Source organism: Nocardiopsis sp. LOL_012 (assembly GCF_048060475.1).
Lineage (GTDB): Bacteria > Actinomycetota > Actinomycetes > Streptosporangiales > Streptosporangiaceae > Nocardiopsis.
In genome coordinates, this window is record NZ_JBHMIV010000004.1 from 1 (window position 1) to 14,699 (window position 14,699).

The 14,699-nt window shown below is 62.3% G+C and carries 17 protein-coding genes and 1 pseudogene; all 18 read right to left on the reverse strand.

Annotated features, from left to right (window positions below):
* Nucleotides 1-13 precede the first annotated feature (13 nt).
* Nucleotides 14-436, reverse strand: a complete 423-nt coding sequence (locus ACFHWE_RS03510; protein ID WP_416599124.1) for a hypothetical protein — start codon at nucleotides 434-436, stop codon at nucleotides 14-16.
* 694 nt (nucleotides 437-1,130) lie between these two features.
* Complete coding sequence (locus ACFHWE_RS03515; RefSeq protein WP_416599125.1) at nucleotides 1,131-1,745, reverse strand: hypothetical protein; 615 nt, start codon at nucleotides 1,743-1,745, stop codon at nucleotides 1,131-1,133.
* 171 nt (nucleotides 1,746-1,916) lie between these two features.
* Complete coding sequence (locus ACFHWE_RS03520; RefSeq protein ID WP_416599126.1) at nucleotides 1,917-2,558, reverse strand: IS5 family transposase; 642 nt, start codon at nucleotides 2,556-2,558, stop codon at nucleotides 1,917-1,919.
* Nucleotides 2,559-2,574: 16 nt separating this feature from the next.
* Nucleotides 2,575-2,766: pseudogene (locus ACFHWE_RS03525) on the reverse strand (transposase); the annotation flags it as partial.
* A gap of 146 nt (nucleotides 2,767-2,912) precedes the next feature.
* Complete coding sequence (locus ACFHWE_RS03530; RefSeq protein WP_416599127.1) at nucleotides 2,913-3,635, reverse strand: hypothetical protein; 723 nt, start codon at nucleotides 3,633-3,635, stop codon at nucleotides 2,913-2,915.
* Between the two features lie 612 nt (nucleotides 3,636-4,247).
* Nucleotides 4,248-4,379 carry a hypothetical protein gene (locus ACFHWE_RS03535; RefSeq protein ID WP_416599128.1) on the reverse strand — a complete coding sequence of 44 codons (132 nt, stop codon included), beginning with the start codon at nucleotides 4,377-4,379 and terminating at the stop codon, nucleotides 4,248-4,250.
* Nucleotides 4,380-5,014: 635 nt separating this feature from the next.
* Nucleotides 5,015-5,488 carry a hypothetical protein gene (locus ACFHWE_RS03540; RefSeq protein ID WP_416599129.1) on the reverse strand — a complete coding sequence of 158 codons (474 nt, stop codon included), beginning with the start codon at nucleotides 5,486-5,488 and terminating at the stop codon, nucleotides 5,015-5,017.
* Between the two features lie 371 nt (nucleotides 5,489-5,859).
* Nucleotides 5,860-6,255, reverse strand: a complete 396-nt coding sequence (locus ACFHWE_RS03545) for a DUF397 domain-containing protein (protein WP_416599130.1) — start codon at nucleotides 6,253-6,255, stop codon at nucleotides 5,860-5,862.
* A gap of 61 nt (nucleotides 6,256-6,316) precedes the next feature.
* Complete coding sequence (locus tag ACFHWE_RS03550; protein WP_416599131.1) at nucleotides 6,317-6,475, reverse strand: hypothetical protein; 159 nt, start codon at nucleotides 6,473-6,475, stop codon at nucleotides 6,317-6,319.
* Entirely contained in the window at nucleotides 6,468-6,689 is a 222-nt protein-coding gene (locus ACFHWE_RS03555) for a DUF397 domain-containing protein (RefSeq protein WP_416599132.1), read from the reverse strand. Before ACFHWE_RS03555 ends, ACFHWE_RS03550 begins: the two co-directional genes overlap by 8 nt.
* A gap of 119 nt (nucleotides 6,690-6,808) precedes the next feature.
* Nucleotides 6,809-7,246, reverse strand: coding sequence for a hypothetical protein (locus tag ACFHWE_RS03560; RefSeq protein WP_416599133.1), 438 nt, complete (start codon nucleotides 7,244-7,246; stop codon nucleotides 6,809-6,811).
* 99 nt (nucleotides 7,247-7,345) lie between these two features.
* Nucleotides 7,346-7,561 carry a hypothetical protein gene (locus ACFHWE_RS03565; protein ID WP_416599134.1) on the reverse strand — a complete coding sequence of 72 codons (216 nt, stop codon included), beginning with the start codon at nucleotides 7,559-7,561 and terminating at the stop codon, nucleotides 7,346-7,348.
* Nucleotides 7,552-7,776: a hypothetical protein gene (locus tag ACFHWE_RS03570; protein WP_416599135.1), complete on the reverse strand. Its 225-nt coding sequence runs from the start codon at nucleotides 7,774-7,776 to the stop codon at nucleotides 7,552-7,554. Before ACFHWE_RS03570 ends, ACFHWE_RS03565 begins: the two co-directional genes overlap by 10 nt.
* Before the next feature lie 113 nt (nucleotides 7,777-7,889).
* Complete coding sequence (locus ACFHWE_RS03575) at nucleotides 7,890-9,095, reverse strand: helix-turn-helix domain-containing protein (protein ID WP_416599136.1); 1,206 nt, start codon at nucleotides 9,093-9,095, stop codon at nucleotides 7,890-7,892.
* A gap of 81 nt (nucleotides 9,096-9,176) precedes the next feature.
* Complete coding sequence (locus ACFHWE_RS03580; protein ID WP_416599137.1) at nucleotides 9,177-9,689, reverse strand: flavoprotein; 513 nt, start codon at nucleotides 9,687-9,689, stop codon at nucleotides 9,177-9,179.
* Between the two features lie 34 nt (nucleotides 9,690-9,723).
* A complete protein-coding gene (locus tag ACFHWE_RS03585; protein WP_416599138.1) occupies nucleotides 9,724-10,320 on the reverse strand; it encodes a hypothetical protein in 597 nt (198 codons plus the stop codon).
* A 100-nt stretch (nucleotides 10,321-10,420) separates the two neighbouring features.
* Nucleotides 10,421-11,239 (reverse strand): hypothetical protein, encoded by an 819-nt coding sequence (locus tag ACFHWE_RS03590; protein WP_416599139.1) that lies wholly within the window; start codon nucleotides 11,237-11,239, stop codon nucleotides 10,421-10,423.
* Between the two features lie 83 nt (nucleotides 11,240-11,322).
* Complete coding sequence (locus ACFHWE_RS03595) at nucleotides 11,323-14,673, reverse strand: type ISP restriction/modification enzyme (protein WP_416599140.1); 3,351 nt, start codon at nucleotides 14,671-14,673, stop codon at nucleotides 11,323-11,325.
* Nucleotides 14,674-14,699: the final 26 nt, after the last annotated feature.

Sequence of the window (14,699 nt, forward strand, 5' to 3'; positions counted from 1 at the left end):
CTGCTTGTCTTAGTTAGTGAACTTTAGCCCCTTGTGTCCCACTTGAGCCTGACACAGAGGGGTGCCCCCACGACATGTCGGGAGCCGGGTTCATGTCGAGCTGTTGGCGGACACGGTCCTCGTAGGAGGCGACGGTGGTCTCGATCTCGGTCAACAAGGCGTCCAGGTCCTCACGGATGGGGATGGAGGGGTCCACACGGGAGGTGTGCACGCGCACATCTTCCGAGGTCAGGGTGGGTTGGATGCCGTACTGTGCCCGTAGTTCCCGGTACACCACCGGCAGGTCCCGGATGCGGGTAGCAATGTGGCCGGTGCACGGGTCGCAGTACGCCCGGAAGGTGAGGGCGCCGGTCCGCTCCCCCGTGTCGGGGTTGATGGTCGGGGCGGCGCAGTGAGGGCCGCGGACGCATTCCTGGTAGCTGTCGTGGGTGTTCATGCGGGGCTCCGAGCGGGGGTGGTGCGGAGGTGTGGACGGTTATGCTCTCTCTGAGGGCGACCCGCAGTCCGGTATCGCTGAGAGGCGGGGAGGCCGTCAGCAGACCGGCGCCACAACAGGCCGGGGACGGTTGATGTGGGCGGCGGCCCGGAGCATGGCCCGCGTTCGCTGTTCGTGGAAGACAGCCCACCGTGCCCGCTCGGACTCGCGCACCGTGTGGGTGGGGCACAGCCGCAGTAGCCGCCCGCTCCTGTTCACCGACCACGCGAGCATGTCGACCGCACCGCACCGGTCACATCCCGCCTCGAATACGGGGACCGGGGCGGGAGGGGCCAGCGGAGGGGTGAGGCGGGTTTCGCCGTAGGGGTGGGAGCCCATCGAGTCTTCGGCAGCTTGGGCGAACCGTGGCCCCCACCGGTTCGCGAACGAGACGGCGGCTCTGCTGCGATCTTCTGGCTGTTCTACCCGCGAATGCTGTTCGTTCATGAGTTCGATGATGCCAGGTGGGGTGTACACCCCGGTGAGAAAAGCACGGCATGAACATCCAAGTCGCCTCGACCGACAGCGAACCCTTGTGGACATCCCGGCCGTTGCTCGGATCTGCACACGATGTCAAGACCGCCCGAACATGGAGGATATAGAAATTAAAACCTACCGGAAAATACAATTCAAGACTTAACCCGATTATCCACCTTCAGTATTTCATGATCTCTTTTATGAGAGCTGATTTTAGAAACCCGATGGATTCATTATCTACAGAAAAGGGAAATCTATCTCCGATATCTCCAAAGTGAGTTTCTGGAAGCCTGCCAAGGGGCGCTTTCGCAGCCCATATGAGACGATCAGAATCATAGCCTTGCTCAAAACACTTCACCCACCACAAGTCAAATTCAATATCCACCTGCATATAATATTCACGCCCGTCTTCGCCATATATTTTGGTCGGATATTCACCAGCGTGACGGGAGTCAAAGGAAAGAAGAAAGGGCCTTCCATGCTTGGTGTAGTAGCCAGAAGACTTTAGCCTGGTTCGGTCAACCCAGTGCCAACTAGAGTACCCTCCTTCCCCAATCGAAAGTCTGCGAAAGCTCTGGCTACGGAAAAAATCAGGCCGCCGGTGAAGCCATGTTATTTTTCCTTCTTTTTTAGCGAATACCAGAGCTTCATCGACAAGCTTCTTCAATTCACTCAGTGCGGCTTGGTGCTCCTGGGTCTGCTCTGAGTGAATTCGTCTTTTCTCTAGCGATTTTTCGCGATCGCGTCGCTTTTTCTCTGACAATTGAGCTTTAAATTCTTCTTCAAATGACACTGCAGCTCCAGATTACTTAAGTGAAAATACTTATAATCAATTCCATTATCCGCATCATGTCAGTATATGTCAAGGTCGAACCGGACACAGGGGTTAATAACGTGCCGAAAATCCAGGTTGAGCGACGGCCAGCCCTCTAGTGGGAGCCACTCAGAGCGTGTTTGAGAAGGGTCAGGAAACGAGGTCCTGGCCCGTCCAGGCACACTGGCGGACGGCGTCACGTCCGCGTGCGAGGCGGCGGGCCATCTGGCCGATCGCGGCCCAGCGCACCACGGCCTCGGATACTGCCGGGTCGCGCTCGTAGTCCCGTGCCAGACGACGGTGGGAGGTCAACCACGCCAGCGAGCGCTCCATCACCCACCGCCGCGGGATCACCGCGAACCCGACCTGGTCAGGAGCCTTACGCACGATGTGCACCGCTGCGGCCGCGAACCTCTCGGCCCAGGCCACCAGCCTGCCCGCGAACCCCGCATCGGCGAACACGAACCGGACGGGGGTGAACAGGTACAGGCTCAACCGGGTGGTCCTGGCCCCGTCGCGATCCTGGACTGAGGCGGCCATCACGCACACCACCAGCAACAGCCCCAGGGTGTCGGTCACGATGAACCGCTTGCGGCCGTTGACCTTCTTGCCCGCGTCATAGCCCCTGGTCTGCTGGCCGACGGTGTCGGCGCCCTTGACGCTCTGGGAGTCGATGATCCCGGCCGAGGGCTCGCCCCCACGTCCTTGTGCGGTGCGCAGTCGGCGCCGCAGGGCGGCCATGACCTGCTCGGTGACCTTGGCTTCCTCCCAGCGGGAGAAGTACCAGTACACGCCTCTGCCAGGGCGGGAAGTCCACGGGTAGGTGTCGCCAGGGGCAGCCGGTGCGCACGATGTAGAGGATCGCGTCGACCACGTCGCGGCGGGGGTGTTTCTCGGGTCGGCCGCCGGTGTTGGCCGGTGGGAGCAGGGGCTCGATCAGTGCCCACTGGTCATCGGTCAGGTCAGAGGGGTAGGTCGGTCGTCGCGCCATGGGGGTCATGCTCGCGGCCTGACACCAGCAGCGTGGGCGAAGTGCGCGGACCGTTACCCCTTCTCAAACACGCTCTGAGGTCTCGGGTCGCTGTTCCTCGGTGGCCGGTCCGTCCTGGTAAGGGAGGTCGACGGTGAACACCACCCGCACCTTCGTCACCGGGCCGCCTCCGCGACCTCGGCCAGGGTCGCGGTCAACTGGCGGTACTCGTCCTCACCGATCACGTACCCGCACAAGCACGTCGCCCCGTCCTCCCCCGCGACCCGGGTCACTCCTGCCGGGAGACGGCATTGCGGGCACACCACCGGTACCACGTAGCGGACCGGCTGCGAACCCCCGGCACGGTCCGCACGGTGGTGCAGGTCGAGCAGGTCCAACCCGGCGTCCACCCCACCGCGTTCGTCGTGGGCGCCGTCGATACGCATCCACTCCAGGGGGAGGCTGAGCAGCACCGTGACCCGCTCGGCCAACAGGCGGCACGCCCGCTCTACACGGTCAGCGCGACGCTTCCACGACGAGGGCGGTGCCTGGCCCATGCCGAGCTGCTGGCGGACACGGTCCTCGTAGGAGGCGACGGTGGTCTCGATCTCGGTCACCAGCACGTCCAGGTCTTCACGGATGGGGATGGACGGGTCTACACGGGAGGTGTGCACGCGCACATCTTCCGAGCCGAGGGTGGGTTGGATTCCGTACTGTGCGCGCAGTTCCCGGTACACCACCGGCAGATCTTGGACTTTGGCTTTGATGTGGGCGGTGCACGGGTCGCAGTAGGGCCGGAACGTCAGAGAGCCGGTCCGCTCCCCCGTGTCGGGGTTAACGGTCGCTTCGGCACAGCGGGGGCCGCGGACGCATTGCTGGTAGCTGTCGTGGGTGTTCACGTGAGACTCCGGGCAGAGGCGGGGTGGGTTGTGGAAGGTGGTGTTCGTCCCGGGGGCTGGCCCCAGAACGGAGCTGGCCGAGGTGGGCGGGCGGTCAACAGGGCGGCTCCACAACAGGCCGAAAATGGTTGATGTGGGCGGCGGCCCGGATCATGGCGCGTATCTGCTGCTCATGGAGGGCAGCCCGTCGTGCACGCTCGGGCTCGCGCACCGTGTGGACGGGGCACAGCCGCGACAGCCGCCCCTGTCTGGCCACCGCCCATGTGAGCATGTCGACCGCGCCGCACCGGTCACATCCCGGCTTGAACACGGGGGCTGGGGCGGGTGGAGGGGTGAGGCGGGTTTGCCCGTAGGGGTGGAAGCCTGCCGGGTGTTCAGCGGGGGCGAAGCGTGGCCCCCACCGGTTCGCGAACGAGACGACGGGTCTGGTGCGGGCTTCCGGCTGCTCTACCCGCGAGCACTGTTCGTTCATGTGTTCGATCATGCCAGGCGGGCTGTCCATCCCGGCAAGAATCTGCCTGCCAACGGCGTATCCCCACCATGCTCGATCGCTGACTCCAGCCACACACCCGATGGAAGACAAGCACCGAATCCGGACAGTGGAAATCCGAGTCAGTCGTCGAGGTCGATGCCGAGAAGGTCAGCAAGCATGTACGCGCCCTCGGGTCCGGTTCGGTTCACGAGGTCGATGAGCCAAACGCGTTCTTCGTCGGTGAACGGTGGCTCGTCGTCGTGGTCGCTCATGCTTGTGGGTGTGCCCACACTCGGTCAGGTTGAACAGTTATCCACAAGGGCAGATCCAAGATGGGCGGGCTTCCCACCCCAACCTATAGAGAAATAACCCACCAAAAAGGACGAAAGGCTCCGGCATGGCTCCGGGCAACCGTGATGCGTTGTTCCCGAAAGCTCCCTTAACCGTGCGGACTCTTCGGGACGCCATGCAGCAGTTCGCTCCGGAGTCCTCTGTGCGTTTCGATCAAGAGGTCCACCGCGCACAGGAGAAGGCAGCCGAATCCGGCACCACGGTAGCTGTGCACACGCTCCTGCACAGGTGGGCTATGTTCGTGGAACTTCGCCGCCATCCGCAGAACACGAAGGAACCACAGGAGCCGTAGACGGCCAGCGACCGAAACCGCCGCCATCAACGAGGCTTACGTTCCGCTCTGGAAAGTTTCATGGCTATGTGGCGGCACCGCTCCGGATACTCGCCGATCCGACCGAACCCACATCAAACAAGTCGAGCGTGACGCAACCCTCTACTACCTGACGAGTTGGTTCCCGAAGACCCGCGTCCCCCACATGTACAGCCTCGGTCATCTGCTGATCACGTGGGGGACGACAACCCGCATGGGAGACGAGGCGCTTTTCGCGTATGACCGCTACGCCGGGACGTCCCCAGCGAATGTGACCGTATGCAGAAGCGTGCCGTCAGGCGTATACAGATCGAGGGTGTACTGGAGTGCGCTCTCGTCCTCGTCCATCCAGCAGTCCGCATCCCAGGACCCTGTCTGCCCGTCAGCAAGCATGTCCGGCGGATTCAAGGAGTCACCCAGATGCGGCTTTTCGGCCTCGGTCAGCGGATCACCAGTGGAGCAGGCGACAGTGGTCCCGCCCAGCGGCAGAGCCGCCCCGGTTTCGTTGGTCACCTCCCAGCTCCACGCCACATACGGTAGGTTCCCCTCCTCTCCGGTCGTGGCGTTGAACCCGTCCTCAGCGATCTCGCGACGCAAGTCGACCATGGCGATGGTGATGCCATCGCCGAAGTCGTGGGCACTGCCCAGTTCGGCGATCCCGCTATCCAGCTCTTCGCCGCCGCCGGGGGCGGTCTCCTCGTACTCCTGCATCTCCTCCATGTCTTCAGGTGTGTCATCGGCAGGGTCGCTCGCACACCCTGCGGTCCCGACGAGTGCCAGGCCAACGGCGAGAGCAAAGGGAGATATGCGCATGGTGCCTCCAAGTGGTGGGCGTTTGACCAGGCTATTGTTGCCGAACGTCACCTTGCGTGCACGGGGAATGGTTGTATCCGGCCATACAGTCCCGGGCGGAAGCGGGCCTTGCCCCCAGTGCTCGGGCCTGGTCCCGACCGCAGCCAGAACCCCACACCTCGATGCGGAACGCCTCCAACAGCGGCAGGGGGCTCAGGTGGCCGACCGGTAGACGCTCTACAGGGCATGCTCGGGGCCGGCCCCGGCCATCCCGCCGTCGTGTCACCCGTCGCAGCAGTTCACGAAGGCTGAGAGGCTTGTTCGCGGCGGTGGTACTCGGCCATCGCCTCGGGGGTGTTCAGCGGCGAGGGCACCCACGCCGCCTCCACCTCGACCTCGCGGTTCTGGATGCGGCGCTCCTCCTCGGTGAGGTATTCGGCGGGGATGTCGAACTCGCCGTCGCGGGCGCCCAGCACGAAGGCCTCCCACTCGGCGGGGGTGAAGAACAGGGTGCCCTTCCCGGGGGCTTTGCCGTCCCTGACCGCGCGGTGCCCGTCGTCGAACGCGGCGACCTCCACGATGGCGTCGGAGGTCTCCTTGGACAGGGACGAGCGCATCCACACCACGTGGGTGGTGTCGCGCCACTTGGTGTTGCCCATGGCCTCAGGGGGCAGTTCCCTGTCGGTGTCGCTCATCAGGATCTCCTCGCTCGGCCCGCGCACCCGCCCCTGCCCCGGGCGGGTGCGCGGAGATCTGCTACTTGCCGTACTTGTGTTTCGCGTCGTCGGCCGCCGTGTCGTCGCCGGTCCTGTCACCGGCGACGATCGCCGCGATGTCGCGGGCTATGCTGCGGCGGTCTGCGGCGGCGACCTTGTCGCGGTCGGGCTCCCACGCCCCCGCCTCGGTCTCAGGCACGGGCCGAGGCGAGGAACCCGGCCCACTCGCGGACGGGGAACGGCAGGTGCCCGGCGTCGCGGTTCCGGGTGTCGCGGATCGCCGGAGCGGGGGCGGGGCGGCATTCCACGCACGCCCCCTGGCTGTTGCTGCGGCGCGGCTTCCTGAACCCGTCCGACGTGGTGATTCCGTCGCTGAGAACAGTGACCTTCGTCCTCTGGCTGATCGTGTCCATGCGTTCTACCTTTCTCGTGTATCCATCCGTGGATTCCCGGGGCGCGGCTCCCATCCGCGCAACCCCCCGGGGGTCGCCCCAACCCACCCGGTTGGGGCGACGTGTGCGCCCGCGCGCCGTCAACGGCGCACGGAATCCTGACAGGTGGGGAGCCCGTGCCTCTCCCAGTAGCCGGGCAGCATCCACCCGGGGGTGTCCAACCGGTTCCACGGAGGCCGCGGAGTGGGAGGGCGAAGGTCGGTGGCTCTCGCGAAGTAGTGGTCCAAAGGGCGCAGCGTCTCAACGGTGAGCGGTTCGTCGAGGTGCGCCAGGTGGCGGGTCCTGATGGCTGCTCGGGGCCTGCCCTGGACACGGACAGGGATCTCGTACCGCCACGTCTGGGCGGTGAGATGCGCACGGATCGCGGCGGCGACGTGGAGGCCGTCCATGACCCGCAGGTCGACGGTGCGGGGCGGCGCGTCGTCGGGGATCTCCGCGACCGGGTCGTATCCGGCCTGTTCGGCGGCCCGTATGAGGTCGAGGATGAGCTGTTCCCAGCGGGTCAGCCTGTCAGTCACTGCGCTTCTCCGGAAGATCAAGGTCGAGGGCGGTTTTCAGCGGTCACAGCAGGGGTGCCAGGGCACGCAAACCCGAGCTGGGCTGGCGGTGCCGGACGGTCACTTGCCGAACGTCCGATTGGGGAAGGGGCCGCCCAGACGCGGCCCGGGATGGCGCATCTGGTCGGCGAGAGCGTCCAGCGAGTCAGCGGTCAACGTCGGCTCGGTTCCGGTGTAGGGGTCGCGGTCGGTAGCGACCCAGAGGCCACCGACCTTGCGGATCGTGTACCGGCTGCCGAACTGTTCCCGGAGCTGGTCGAGGTCGCTCACGGGCATGTCTCCAACGCTTCGACGAGCCGCTGCCACAGCTCGTCGAGGGTTGGGGCGCTCACACCGGCCAGACCGTCGTACACGCCGAGGCGGACAGCCCAGCAGGCATCGTGGCCGATGAACACTCGCCAGTCGGGGAACTCCTGCTGGAACGCGACGATGCGCGGGTCGTGGTCTTCAGTCGCCCATAACGCGCCTGGGGACGTGGGATGTGGAGTCATGTCTCACCTCGAATGTTGTGGTGATCATGACGGTACGGAAAGCAACGGAGGCTGGTGTCCCAACTTGGGACACCAGCCTCCTTGACCAGCCTTGACCGGCTTCGATACAGGCGCTAGCTGATCCGCATACGCTTCGCCAAACCCCGCAGCGGGTCAGGGATCGACCGGTGATAGTCCACCAGATGTGCAGCAACGTTACGGGCAGACGGGTGGTAGCGGGTCATCTGCGGAGCCGCCCTCTCAGCCTCCATGATGCGCTTCAACGCCTTGTCCCGCTGTCCGAGTTCCACGTAGGCGCGCGCCATGTCGATACCGTGATGGGCTTTACGCTCAGCGGGCAGACCGGCGAGCACAGGCGCAGTGATGGCCTGGTCGCGGCGCAGCGCCTCATCGTAGTCGCCCATCTCCACCGCGACCGCAGCACCGTGAATCATCACGTTGGAAGTGTTGAACTGGAGCGCGTACCAGTCCTGGACACGGGCCGGGAGCCGCCGGGCCGCTTCAACAGCCTGCTCATGGTGGTCCCACGCCTGCGAAGCGGTGGTGTCACCGGTCTGGGTACCGCGCGCCGACAGCACAGCAGAGCGGAGCTGGAGCGCGCCGTGCACGGCGAGAGCCTGCGGCGAGTCCTGGTCGACACGGTCGGCGGCGGCACGCACCAGGTTGAGGCCGGCCACCCACGACCCGTACATCATCATCATGAGCGCACGGGAGAGTTGCGCGAGGGCGGGCAGGTTCGGGTCGTCGCCACGGGATGCAGACAGGGCGGCGTCTTTGATCGTGGACGTGGCCAGGTCGGTGTAGCCGAGCCTGCGGGCAAGAGACACCGCGAGCGCTTGGGCGGCGTTGACGTGCCGCCATACTTTCGGGTCGCTGCTGGTGTGGACGTGGACGGCGAGTTCGGAGAGCAGCGCTGGCAGCCGGGTGCCGACTTGGAGGTGTTTGGCGTCCTTCGATGCGAGACGCAAAGCTTCGACTTCGCGGGCCAGCACTGCCACGGGGCGCGGTTCCATACCCAAATCCAGGGGGACGTCGATCGTGTCGAGTGCTCGGCGCACTTCCGGGATGGTGGCGTGCACTCGGTCGGTGGCGGTGGTGTCTCCCCGGTAGGGCTGCCCGGAGAGTTCCGTGGGGTCCACGTTGAGGGCGGTGGACACAGCGGAGATGAATGCCGGTGTCGCTACCCGTTCACCTGCTTCGACTTTAGCTATCAGACCTCGGGACACGTGGCTTCGTCCAGCGAGGCCGTGTTGGGTGAGTCCGCGGAGTTTACGGAGTCGGGCTACACGTTGGCCGGTGGTCTCGGTATCGTGGGACATATCAGCCCCGTCCTTCCCTGTGTGGTCGCTCTCTCAGGGTAGGTCGGGGCTTTTGCCGTTGTCAGGGGTACAGCGTTGTTGTTACCGACCGCTGACGGCTTCCGACAGTGCATCGGCGACTTCTCGCCATGAGGGAAGTTTGCGCTGGGGGCTGTACAGGACGTTGACCTGGCTGATCTCTGTGAGAGCGCGGAGGCTGCGGTCGAAAGCGGGGTGTTGGGCAAGGGCCTGCCCGGCTTTGGGCACGATGACGGTGGGTGTGCGACGGCCGATCATTTCGCACAGGAGAGCGACGGCGAAGGTGTCGGCGAGCCCGAGGACTGTCCGGTTGGTGCTGTTGAAGGACCAGGGGCAGGCGAGAATCGCGGTGGGCGGAGGCAAGGTTTTCCCTTTTCCTGGGTGCCGGAACTCGATTCGGGCGGGTTCACCTGTGAGTCTTTCGACGGCTTCGAGGTCGTGGAAGCGTGCCCCGGTGGGGGTGGAAACGACGGTGATGTTCCAGCCTTCGGCGGTTAGGAGTTGTATGAGGTGTGGGAGGGTTTCGGTTTCGGTGGTGGGCGCTCCGGAGGTGACGAGGTAGAGGGTTTCCGCCATGCGCGCAGTATAAGGGGGTTGCGTCCGTTCGTGGTTACTGTTCTTCGGGCACCTCAACCAGCTTCCCCTGGAACGGGCGGCACCACCGCACCCCGGATTCATCGGTGAACTCAACCCGCGTCATCTCCGGCCGCAGGAACCCGGCCTTCCAGTACACGCGGACGGACTGCTTCGGCGACAGAACAGACACAGCTCCGACACGAGGCCAACGATCGAAATCTGCGACATAGCGGGCAGCCGGTCCGGCGTCTTCGACCGTGACGTTCACGTCTTGGACAGGTTCGGGGCTGTGGTTGACGACCTCTACGTGAGGGAGCGTCCAGGTGTCGTTGATGCCGTCCGCAGCGAACGTCTTGCGGAGGGCTTCGACGTCGCGGGGGTCGGGTTCTTCCTGCGGGTGGCGGATGTGGACGAGGGAGGCTTGTGCGCGGCGGTGGCGGGTACGTTCTTCCCGCAGCGATCGGAGTTCTTCAGTGAGTGTCCGGGTGGTGGCTTTGAGGCTCCTGCGTTGGTCACAGAACAGGAAGACCGCGACGGTGAACGCTCCGACCGCACCTAGCGATGCGACGACTCCAGCGATCGCTGCAACCCATTCGGGTGTCCACTCTGATGGGCTGAGCAGGATGTTCATAGGGCCTCCAGGAATATTGGCGAGAGAATCCTACGGTAACACTGAAATAGTGAATCACCTTCCCCATGGAACAAGCCTACATTTGCAACAATTCCATTTTTCACAAATTCATCTTTGTGTGAAGTTCAACCACTTCCAGGGCAGCTTCTTGAGCTGCAACCAGAGATTCAAGGGCTTCACTCTGTTGCCCTTCCCTGACTGACTCTACTTCTAGTTCAGCAAAAACTTCACCATAAGCATCAGCCCGCTTTTCATCTTCTAAAAGACTCTCGGCATACTTCACTTTATTGGAATATACAGCAATCTTCTCTATGTTAACATCCGCTTGCATTCGTATTTTCTGAAGCGCCAACAAAGCTTGCTTGTGGGAAGTTGAAGCACGAGGGTTATCGCTTGTCGGAATTCCGATATCCTGCATTTTTCTATCAGCTGTAGTAGCTTTTTGCAGATCTTTCGCTATCTGCCACTTCAGATCCGCAAGAACGACTTCGTTTCTTTCCCTGTCAAGTACTTTTCCTGAACGATGAAGCGGAGAGGACAGGATTACTTCCACTGCCTCCTGAAGCAATCGGGCCCGATCCCGGTCCTGGTGCTCCAGGGTCGCCGGATCTACGTAGTCCACTCCGGAAAGTCTCTTAATTTTTTTCTTGGCCGAATCTGCTTGCCCACTTGCGTTAATTGTAGACAGGTAAACGATAAAGAAAAATGCAGAAGCAATAATAAATGGCAGCAGGAGCGCGGAAGCTGTGTACCATTCGTTTTCTACGGCGGCGAGCGCCAGAACGATCAGAACAGCTGCGGAGAATCCACTCCATACGATTTTAACCTTCGAATCTTCCAATTCCTCTGAAGATATTTCACGCCCAAGCCCCTCAGGGGGGTGTGCGCCAGGGCGAACAATTATTTCCCAATCGGGCATCTTGCATCCAAAATATTAATCGAAGATTCTTACCAATCAAGATACTACTATGTCTTTTTTTCAACAGAGGGTGCAGCAGAATCTCAGAACATCCCCTCCTGTGTCGCAGTAGAGGAAAGATCATAGCGAGGCTTGCGATCCTTGTCGCTTTCAGGAAACTTGACTTTTTTCGCAATGAGGTCAGCAAGCGTCAAAGTTGGACTTGAAAGCACCTTGTGCAGGAGTTCCCTCTGACTGGCTTCAAGCTCCGTGACGCGGCGAAGTGCTGTGAGGAGTTCGTTGAACTCGGTAATCCATTCCTTCGGCCACATGTCGAGGTGGATGTCATCGAGTGGGCTGGTCTTCTTCCCGCCTGGGTTGTCCTTACGGTAGGAGAACCACTTCTTGATGACATTCATGCCGCCGACGTCGTAGTTCCACATGCGTTCGGTGACGGGGCCGAAGGTTCCCTCTCCGACCCGCACGCGCCCTTCACCGTCTTCTGCTGGAATGTAGGTGATGCTGGTGGGCAGCACGGCACCGATCTGTGACAGGTTCTTGGGGCGGCGCGAGTCCTTCGGATCGAAGCTGATCTTCCCCTTGGGGCGTCCTGCCGTCGGGTCTGCGAAGGCTTCACCGTAGGTGGCTGCCCACACCACCTGGCAGCCGAGCTTGCAAGCCTCGTTCCACAGTTCCGGGTCGGTGGTGAGTGGAACCCGCACACCGGGAGCGTCAAGCTCTTCTACGAACTCCTCGGTGAAGGCGGGATGAGCGGTGACACCGGCGATGTAGGCAACAAGATCCTGTGCTGTCACTGCTTGTTGGAGGGAGGCTTCTAGCTGTGTGAGCAGACCAGGAGCGATGTTGGGAGATCCGTCAGGGTGCAGGAGTGGGAAAAATCGTCCGCCTCGGACGTTGAAGTGATGCACGTCAGGAATGAGTGATGCAAAGGCCAGCACGGGTCCGCTAGTTATCGCGTGCATGTGCTGCTCGTTGATGAAGAGCTGTCCTTCGACATTCAAACCTGCCCACAAGCTCGGCCTTGGCCTGTCGATTAGACGACTATCAGGAATGATCCATTGGCGATCAAAGCAACGGTAGGAAATCCTCTGTGGAGCAGAGAATGGTTCGGTCTCCTCAGCAATTGCCCCTTTGCGTCCCTCAACTCCCGGAAGCGTCTTTTTTGATCCCTTGATAGTCCGATCTGGTGTTTCTTTGAAAAGAACCGCTTTTTGATCCTCGTCGGACTCATGGACCAACCTGTTCCAACGCTCATTCAGGATCTCTGGGGACGGCGCTGTCACCCAGTTACGATTAGGCGTGAACCCCGGGCTGAACCAACAGAAAATATCCTCCAAAGCCGGGTAGTCCTCCCACGCAGATTCCACAGCAGGCATGAAGGGGTCTTCCCAGCCGGTCCGGACGGTCTGCCAGGATTCGTTGTCGAGAGACAGGGCATCAAGCTGGTCGTATTTATCTTCCTTGACGCCGGTAACCTTCGTATAGTGGATTTCTGCTGGGGTTTGAGGATCAGCGTCTTTCTTACGAACAAAGATCGCGATCGCCAGGGGTTGTTGCACGCCCCGGAACACACGAGTAGGAATATCAGGTCGCATACCTTCAGGGCTGACGTTGATGATCCACCCTTCCGAGCAGGTTTCCCGAAGGTAGCGGCGCATCCCCTTGAACCCGGGACCTTTCAGATAGCCCGAGGTGGTGATGAAACTAACCACCCCGTGTCGGTCCTGCGGGTGGGTGTCGAACACCTTCCATGTGGCCCAAGCCCAGAAGTAGATGTACAGGTTCTTGAGCTTGTTCTCTAGACGCCCGTTGCCCTTTTTTCGGAACCGGTCCAAAGGGGCCGCCTGGTCGGTGTTGTCTGAGCCCTCCTCTACCCAGCCACCGAGTCCCTGAGCGCGTTCCCGATAGGGCGGGTTGCCGATCACCACCGTGACCGGGGTGTTCGCCTTGATCTTGTTAGCCTGCATGTGGGACTTCGCCAACGCCGTCAGATCCGGGAACACAGCAGCTTCAGCCTGGAACGGGTCGTCCAAGGTGTTGGTCACGTGCAACCGCACACCCCCGGCCGGTAGGGACGCACCGTAGCTTTTGAGGATGTCGACCGCGCGCATCTCCGCGACGGTGTAGGAGCCCATCTTCAGCTCGAACCCGATGAGCCGCTGCGCAAGGTCGGTGATCGCCGGTCCCACATATCCGGGGCCTTCGAGTTCTTCGGCCCGCTGGGCTGCGTGGTCGATGATGGAATGCAGGTAGGCGCCGGTACCCATCGCCGGGTCCACGGTGGTCACCGAAGGGGACAGGTATCCCTGCTCGGCGTCCAGCCGTGTGGTGAGGATGTCGTCGGTCAGACGCACCATGTTCCGCACGACCTCAACAGGCGTGTAGTAGACGCCGGACTCTTTGCGTAGCTCCGGGTCGTACACCGACAGGAACGACTCGTACAGGTGGATGTAGGCGTCTTCTCGCTGCTGCCAGATGGGTTCCCACTGGACCGCGCCCACCACCCGGCGTAGAAGGTCGATGGTGGCCTCGAAAGAGTCGACGGCGCTGTTGGTCAGCAGCTTCAAAGCCTGCGACATCAGAGCGTGTGGTTTGCCCGCGCCGAGCTTGCGCGCGATCTGCCCGGTGTGCAGGCCAGCAACGTCGATACCTTCAGTGCGGGCAAGCAGGAACGCGAAAGTGACCGTCTGCGCGTAGCCGTCAGCGAACACCTCATCGGTCGCACTCGGGAACAGCAGGTCCCGCCAACGCTCTGCCAGGAGAGTGAATGGCAGGTCGTAGATCTCCGCGCCGGCCCTGCGCGCCTTCGTCTCTGCGGCCAACTGTTCCAGGACCGAGTCGCGCAGCAGACGGCACAGGGGGGCGACCGTGTCGACGAGCTGTTTGACCGTGGTGATGGGCGGCGGCGTCCACTTGAGGAAGGTGCGGAAGAAGTTCTCGGTGGCGATGTCTGTGCACGTCAGGGCTGCCCCGGACGAGTGCAGGTCGCCATCGAACTCCAGCTTGAGTTGGAGGTCCCCGTACCGGTACAGTCGCCACTCGGTGCCGTTGGTGTACAGCAGGTTGGGCAGGTCCCGAAGGCGCTCCCACTGCTTCTTGTTGTGGCCTTTGAACTTGGCCGGGTCCAGGTTCTGGTTGGGTTTCTTGAGCTCGACATGGCCGGTGATGGCACCGGCCACCCGTATGGCGAAGTCTGGGCGGGCGTTCTTGTCCGCCATGTGGGCTTCGTCGTGGACGACGACCTTGAGCTCTGCTGCTTCGCCGACTTTAGTGAGCAGGCTTTCGACGGGGCCGCGGATCGCTGCTTCGGGCTGGCCGACACCATCTTGTAGCTTGTCTGCGCACTCTTGCCCGTACTCGGCGATGGCTGTGCTCAGCCAGTCTTTCAGCAACCTGGGGGCTCCGATCCTTACGAGGTGGATGGTGTAGCCCATTCATACCAAGCATTGACGGCACAGGT

Coding starts and splice junctions, on each gene's coding strand:
- ACFHWE_RS03570 (WP_416599135.1), bottom strand. CDS start 7,776: ATGACTCCACATCCCACGTCCCCAGGCGCGTTATGGGCGACTGAAGAC.
- ACFHWE_RS03555 (WP_416599132.1), bottom strand. CDS start 6,689: ATGGACACGATCAGCCAGAGGACGAAGGTCACTGTTCTCAGCGACGGA.
- ACFHWE_RS03585 (WP_416599138.1), bottom strand. CDS start 10,320: ATGAACATCCTGCTCAGCCCATCAGAGTGGACACCCGAATGGGTTGCA.
- ACFHWE_RS03510 (WP_416599124.1), bottom strand. CDS start 436: ATGAACACCCACGACAGCTACCAGGAATGCGTCCGCGGCCCTCACTGC.
- ACFHWE_RS03565 (WP_416599134.1), bottom strand. CDS start 7,561: ATGCCCGTGAGCGACCTCGACCAGCTCCGGGAACAGTTCGGCAGCCGG.
- ACFHWE_RS03595 (WP_416599140.1), bottom strand. CDS start 14,673: ATGGGCTACACCATCCACCTCGTAAGGATCGGAGCCCCCAGGTTGCTG.
- ACFHWE_RS03545 (WP_416599130.1), bottom strand. CDS start 6,255: ATGAGCGACACCGACAGGGAACTGCCCCCTGAGGCCATGGGCAACACC.
- ACFHWE_RS03535 (WP_416599128.1), bottom strand. CDS start 4,379: ATGAGCGACCACGACGACGAGCCACCGTTCACCGACGAAGAACGCGTT.
- ACFHWE_RS03540 (WP_416599129.1), bottom strand. CDS start 5,488: ATGGAGGAGATGCAGGAGTACGAGGAGACCGCCCCCGGCGGCGGCGAA.
- ACFHWE_RS03580 (WP_416599137.1), bottom strand. CDS start 9,689: ATGGCGGAAACCCTCTACCTCGTCACCTCCGGAGCGCCCACCACCGAA.
- ACFHWE_RS03575 (WP_416599136.1), bottom strand. CDS start 9,095: ATGTCCCACGATACCGAGACCACCGGCCAACGTGTAGCCCGACTCCGT.
- ACFHWE_RS03590 (WP_416599139.1), bottom strand. CDS start 11,239: ATGCCCGATTGGGAAATAATTGTTCGCCCTGGCGCACACCCCCCTGAG.